Annotated in this window: 4 protein-coding genes; 3 read left to right on the forward strand and 1 reads right to left on the reverse strand. The window is 72.7% G+C overall.

Annotated features, from left to right (window positions below; translation table 11 throughout):
* The 3 genes from AB0B89_RS34600 to meaB all read left to right on the forward strand — a co-directional run.
* A partial coding sequence (locus AB0B89_RS34600) for a methylmalonyl-CoA mutase family protein (RefSeq protein ID WP_358561425.1) occupies positions 1 to 827 on the forward strand: 827 nt, incomplete at its 5' end.
* Positions 824 to 3019, forward strand: a complete 2196-nt coding sequence (gene scpA, locus AB0B89_RS34605; protein ID WP_358561428.1) for a methylmalonyl-CoA mutase — start codon at positions 824 to 826, stop codon at positions 3017 to 3019. The genes AB0B89_RS34600 and scpA, both read left to right, overlap by 4 nt.
* Positions 3006 to 3989, forward strand: a complete 984-nt coding sequence (gene meaB, locus AB0B89_RS34610) for a methylmalonyl Co-A mutase-associated GTPase MeaB (protein WP_358561431.1) — start codon at positions 3006 to 3008, stop codon at positions 3987 to 3989. The genes scpA and meaB overlap by 14 nt, the downstream gene beginning before the upstream one ends.
* 150 nt (positions 3990 to 4139) lie before the next feature.
* Here meaB and AB0B89_RS34615 read toward each other — a convergent pair whose 3' ends face one another.
* Complete coding sequence (locus tag AB0B89_RS34615) at positions 4140 to 5030, reverse strand: ABC transporter permease (RefSeq protein ID WP_358561434.1); 891 nt, start codon at positions 5028 to 5030, stop codon at positions 4140 to 4142.
* Between the last annotated feature and the right edge of the window lie 338 nt (positions 5031 to 5368).

The following is a 5368-nucleotide window of genomic DNA, read 5'->3' on the forward strand; positions in this document are numbered from 1 at the left end:
TCTTCGACTCCCGTCCCGAGGCGGCGGCGCCGATCGTGGACATCTACCACCGGGTCTTCGGCCGCACGGAGGGCGACGGCCGCACGCGCGACCAGCTGGTCGAGGAGGCGGGCGTCGCCAGGGTCGCCGACCCGGCCGGCGGCTCCTGGTACGCCGAGCGGCTCACCGCCGACCTGGCGGCCAAGGCCTGGGAGTGGTTCCAGGAGATCGAGCGCGCGGGCGGCGCCGAGGCGGCCCTCGACCGGCTGATCCCCGAGCGGCTCGCCGCCACCTGGGCGCGCCGCTCCGCCGGCATCGCCCGCCGCCGCGACCCGATCACCGGCGTCAGCGAGTTCCCGAACCTCGCCGAGCGGCGTCCCACCCGGTCGCCCGCGCCCGAGCCCACCGGGGGCGGCCTGCCCCGGGTCCACTACGCGCAGGGCTTCGAGGAGCTGCGCGACGCCGCCGACCGGGCGCGGGCCAGGCCGGAGGTCTTCCTGGCGACCATCGGCCCGGTGGCCGCGCACACCGCGCGGGCCTCGTTCGCCGCGAACCTCTTCCAGGCCGGCGGCATCGCCACCGTCGCGGGCGGCCCCGGCACCGATCCGGCCGAGATCGCCGATGCCTTCCGGCGCAGCGGCGCCACGGTCGCCTGCCTGTGCTCCAGCGACAAGCTGTACGCCGAGCACGCGGCGGCGGTCGCGGCCGAGCTCCGGCGGGCGGGGGCGAGAAAGATCTGGCTGGCGGGGAAGGGTGACCATGAGGGCGTGGACGCCAACCTGTACGCCGGCTGCGACGTGCTGGAAGTGCTCCGCGCCACGTTCGACGACCTGGGAGTGACCCCATGATTCCCGACTTCTCAGGGATCCCCCTGAACCCCGGGACGCAGGACGGCGAGCCCGTCCGGGCCGATCTCGGCCGCTGGGCGGAGGCCGTGCGTGACCAGGTGGGCAAGAGCCCGTCCGACCTGACGTGGGACACCCCCGAGGGCATCGGCGTCAAGCCGCTCTACACCGCCGAGGACCTCGACGGCCTCGGCTTCCTGTCGACCTATCCGGGCATCCCGCCGTTCCTGCGCGGTCCCTACCCGACGATGTACGTCAACCAGCCGTGGACGATCCGGCAGTACGCCGGGTTCTCCACCGCCGAGCAGTCGAACGCCTTCTACCGGCGCAACCTGGCCGCCGGGCAGAAGGGCCTGTCGGTCGCCTTCGACCTCGCCACCCACCGGGGCTACGACTCAGACCACCCCCGGGTGGCCGGGGACGTCGGCATGGCGGGCGTGGCGATCGACTCGATCTACGACATGCGGCAGCTCTTCGACGGCATCCCCCTCGACCGCATGAGCGTGTCGATGACCATGAACGGCGCGGTGCTCCCGGTGCTCGCGCTCTACATCGTGGCGGCCGAGGAGCAGGGGGTGGCCCCCGAGCAGCTCGCCGGGACCATCCAGAACGACATCCTCAAGGAGTTCATGGTCCGCAACACCTACATCTACCCGCCCGGGCCGTCCATGCGGATCATCTCGGACATCTTCGCGTACACCTCCGAGCGGATGCCGAAGTTCAACTCCATCTCGATCTCCGGCTACCACATCCAGGAGGCCGGAGCCACGTGCGACCTTGAGCTGGCCTACACGCTGGCCGACGGGGTGGAGTACCTGCGGGCCGGGGTCGGCGCCGGGCTCGGCGTCGACGCGTTCGCGCCGCGCCTGTCGTTCTTCTGGTGCATCGGCATGAACTTCTTCATGGAGGTCGCCAAGCTCCGCGCCGCCCGGCTGCTGTGGGCCAAGCTGGTCAAGGACTTCGGCGCAGAGAACCCCAAGTCGATGTCGCTGCGCACCCACTGCCAGACCTCCGGATGGTCGCTGACCGCGCAGGACGTGTTCAACAACGTCGTCCGCACGTGCGTGGAGGCGATGGCGGCCACGCAGGGGCACACGCAGTCGCTGCACACCAACGCCCTGGACGAGGCGCTGGCCCTGCCCACCGACTTCTCCGCCCGCATCGCCCGCAACACCCAGCTTCTGCTCCAGCAGGAGTCGGGCACCTGCCGGGTGATCGACCCCTGGGGCGGCAGCGCGTACGTCGAGCGGCTCACCTATGAGCTGGCGCGGAAGGCGTGGGGCCACATCCAGGAGGTCGAGCGGGCCGGCGGCATGGCCAAGGCCATCGACGCGGGACTGCCCAAGCTGCGCGTCGAGGAGGCCGCCGCCCGCACCCAGGCGCGCATCGACTCCGGGAGGCAGCCGGTGATCGGCGTCAACAAGTACCGCGCCGGTTCCGACGAGGACATCGAGGTGCTCAAGGTCGACAACACCTCCGTGCGCGCCCAGCAGATCGAGAAGCTGCGCCGCCTCCGGGACGAGCGCGACGAGCAGGCCTGCCGGGACGCGCTCGCCGCCCTCACCCGGGGCGCGGCGGGCGACGGCAACCTCCTGTCCCTGGCCGTCGACGCCGCCCGCGCCAAGGCCACGGTGGGGGAGATCTCCGACGCGCTGGAGGAGGTCTTCGGGCGGCACGCCGGCCAGATCCGTACCATCTCCGGGGTGTACCGCGACGAGGCGGGCGACGCCGCCAACATCGAGAAGGTCAGGGGCGCGTGCGCCGCGTTCGAGCGCGAGGAGGGCCGCAGGCCCCGCATCCTGGTCGCCAAGATCGGCCAGGACGGGCACGACCGGGGACAGAAGGTGATCGCCACGGCCTTCGCCGACCTCGGCTTCGACGTGGACGTGGGCCCGCTGTTCCAGACCCCGGCCGAGGTGGCCCGCCAGGCCGTCGAGGCCGACGTGCACGTGGTCGGCGTCTCCTCGCTCGCGGCCGGTCACCTCGCGCTCGTGCCCGAGCTGCGTGACAGGCTCGCCGCGCTCGGGCGGGACGACATCGTGATCGTCGTGGGCGGGGTGATCCCTCCGGGCGACTTCGACGCGCTGCGCGCCGCCGGCGCCGCCGCGATCTTCCCGCCCGGCACGGTCATCGCCGACGCGGCCCTCGACCTGCTGCGGGACCTCTCCGGCCGGCTGGGTCATGCCACGGCTTGAGGACTACGTCCAAGGCGTGCGGGAGGGCTCCGTCGGGTGGATCGCGCGGGCGATCACGCTGGTGGAGTCCTCGCGCGCCGACCACCGCGAGCTGGCCCAGCGGCTGCTGGTCGAGCTGACCCCCCTGTCCGGCAAGGCCAGGAGGGTGGGCGTCACCGGCGTGCCGGGGGTCGGCAAGTCGACCTTCATCGACGCGCTCGGCGTCCACCTCACCGGGGAGGGGCACCGGGTCGCCGTCCTCGCCGTCGACCCCTCCTCCACCCGCACCGGCGGCAGCATCCTCGGGGACAAGACCCGCATGGGAAGGCTCTCGATCGACCCGAACGCCTACATCCGCCCCTCGCCCACCTCGGGCACCCTGGGCGGCGTCACCAAGGCCACCCGCGAGGCCATGGTGGTCGTCGAGGCGGCCGGGTTCGACACCGTCCTGGTCGAGACCGTGGGCGTCGGCCAGTCGGAGACCGCCGTGGCCGAGATGGTGGACACCTTCCTGCTCCTCACGCTGGCGAGGACCGGCGACCAGCTTCAGGGCATCAAGAAGGGTGTGCTGGAGCTGGCCGACGTCATCGCGGTCAACAAGGCCGACGGCCTCCACGAGATGGACGCGCGCAAGGCCGCCCGTGAGCTGGCGGGCGCGCTGCGGCTCCTGCGGGGGGGCGGCGGGGCGTGGAACACGCCCGTGCTGACCTGCAGCGGGCAGGAGGGCACGGGCCTGTCCGAGTTGTGGCGGCACATCGTCCGCCACCAGGACCTACTGGAGTCCTCGGGCGAGCTGGCCGCCAAGCGCCGCCGCCAGCAGGTCGGCTGGACCTGGACGCTCGTGCGCGACCGGCTGCTCACCCGGCTCAAGGAGAGCCCCGAGGTGGTGGCGATCACGGCCGAGGTGGAGCGCGAGGTGCTGGAGGGCACCCTCACCCCGGCCCTCGCCGCCGACCGCCTCCTCGCCGCCTTCGGACGCGACGGACGGTAGCCGCGCCGGCGGCGGCGGCGAGGAGAAGCAGGCGCCTGAGGCGTGGTCGGGCCATGGACGGGTTTCCTTGTCTGGTTCGTACGGACTTCCGGTCCGTACGGGCGGTTCTGGTCCGTAGGGGGCGTTGTGGATCGTGGGGGTGGACGCCGGTCAGGCGCGGCCGCGCCAGGGGATGAGCCGGTTCTCCGCGACACGCAGAACCGCGTCGATGAGCAGGCCGGAGATGCCGATCGCGAAGAGCCCGAGCACGACGACGTCGGTCTGGAGGTAGCGCTGCGCGTCGCGGACCATGCCGCCGATGCCGGGCACGCCGTTGATGGTCTCGGCCGCGACGACGGAGGAGTAGGCGATGCCCACGGCCAGCCGGACGCCGGTGAAGATCTCCGGCAGGGCGTTGGGCAGCACGACGTCCCTGGTGAGGTTCCACCGGGTCGCTCCGAGCGCCCGTGCGGCCTCCACCAGCCCGGCCGGGGCGGCGTACACCGCGGAGGCGGTGGCCACCGCGACCGGCGGGAGCGCCGCGATCGTGAGCAGCCACAGCTTCGGGGTCTCGTCGATGCCGAACCAGATGATCAGCAGGCTGAAGTACGCCAAGGGCGGCAGCGCGCGGACGAAGGTCACCAGCGGCTCGGCCACGACGCGGATCCAGGGCACGGTGCCCATGACGACGCCGAGCGCGAGCCCGGCCACGACGCCGAGCACCGAGCCGATGAGGATGCGGCGGAGGCTGACGCCGAGGTGCTCGACCAAGAGGTGACCGCTGTACCCCCGGATCCCGTCGTGGACGGTCGAGGTCAGGACGAGCTGGTCCCACACCGCCCGGGGCGAGGGGATGAACGACGGGTTCCGCGTCACGCTCGCGGCCAGTTGCCACAGCGCCAGGAGCACCGCGATCGACAGCAGCCGTACGCCGAGCCTGCGGTACCCCGGCGCGCGGTCGCGAGGCGCCGCCGTGGGCACGGGGCTCCCCGCCCCCGCGCCGGCATGCTCGGCTCCGGCGTCGGCGGCGGGGTCGGGGTGGAAGGAGACGGGAGAGGTCACGAGGTCGCTCCGGGGGGCACGCCTTCGGTTCGCTCCGTTACGCCGTGACGGCGTGGTGGGCGAGGGAGAGGAGCGGCCGGCGGCTCGCGCCCTTCACCGGCCGGTGGACGCGGTCAGGGACGGCGGGTCGTACCCCTGAGGCGGCACAGGTCCACATGAAGCCGCCGGACGAGCAACGGGCTCATCAACATACCCATTTCCTACCGTAAATGAGGGGATTTAACAACCCCACTCTCGGACCGGGACGGTGGCGAGGGCGGCCCGTGCGGAGGCGGCGTCGTGGACGCGGAAGACCCGCGCGCCCTGCCAGGCCGAGACGGCCAGCGTGGCGAGGGTGC

The organism is Sphaerisporangium sp. NPDC049002 (genome assembly GCF_040649355.1).
Lineage (GTDB): Bacteria > Actinomycetota > Actinomycetes > Streptosporangiales > Streptosporangiaceae > Sphaerisporangium.

What these genes read in the sequence shown, in the direction of transcription:
- meaB (WP_358561431.1), top strand. Translation starts at nt 3,006, where the DNA reads ATGCCACGGCTTGAGGACTACGTCCAAGGCGTGCGGGAGGGCTCCGTC.
- scpA (WP_358561428.1), top strand. Translation starts at nt 824, where the DNA reads ATGATTCCCGACTTCTCAGGGATCCCCCTGAACCCCGGGACGCAGGAC.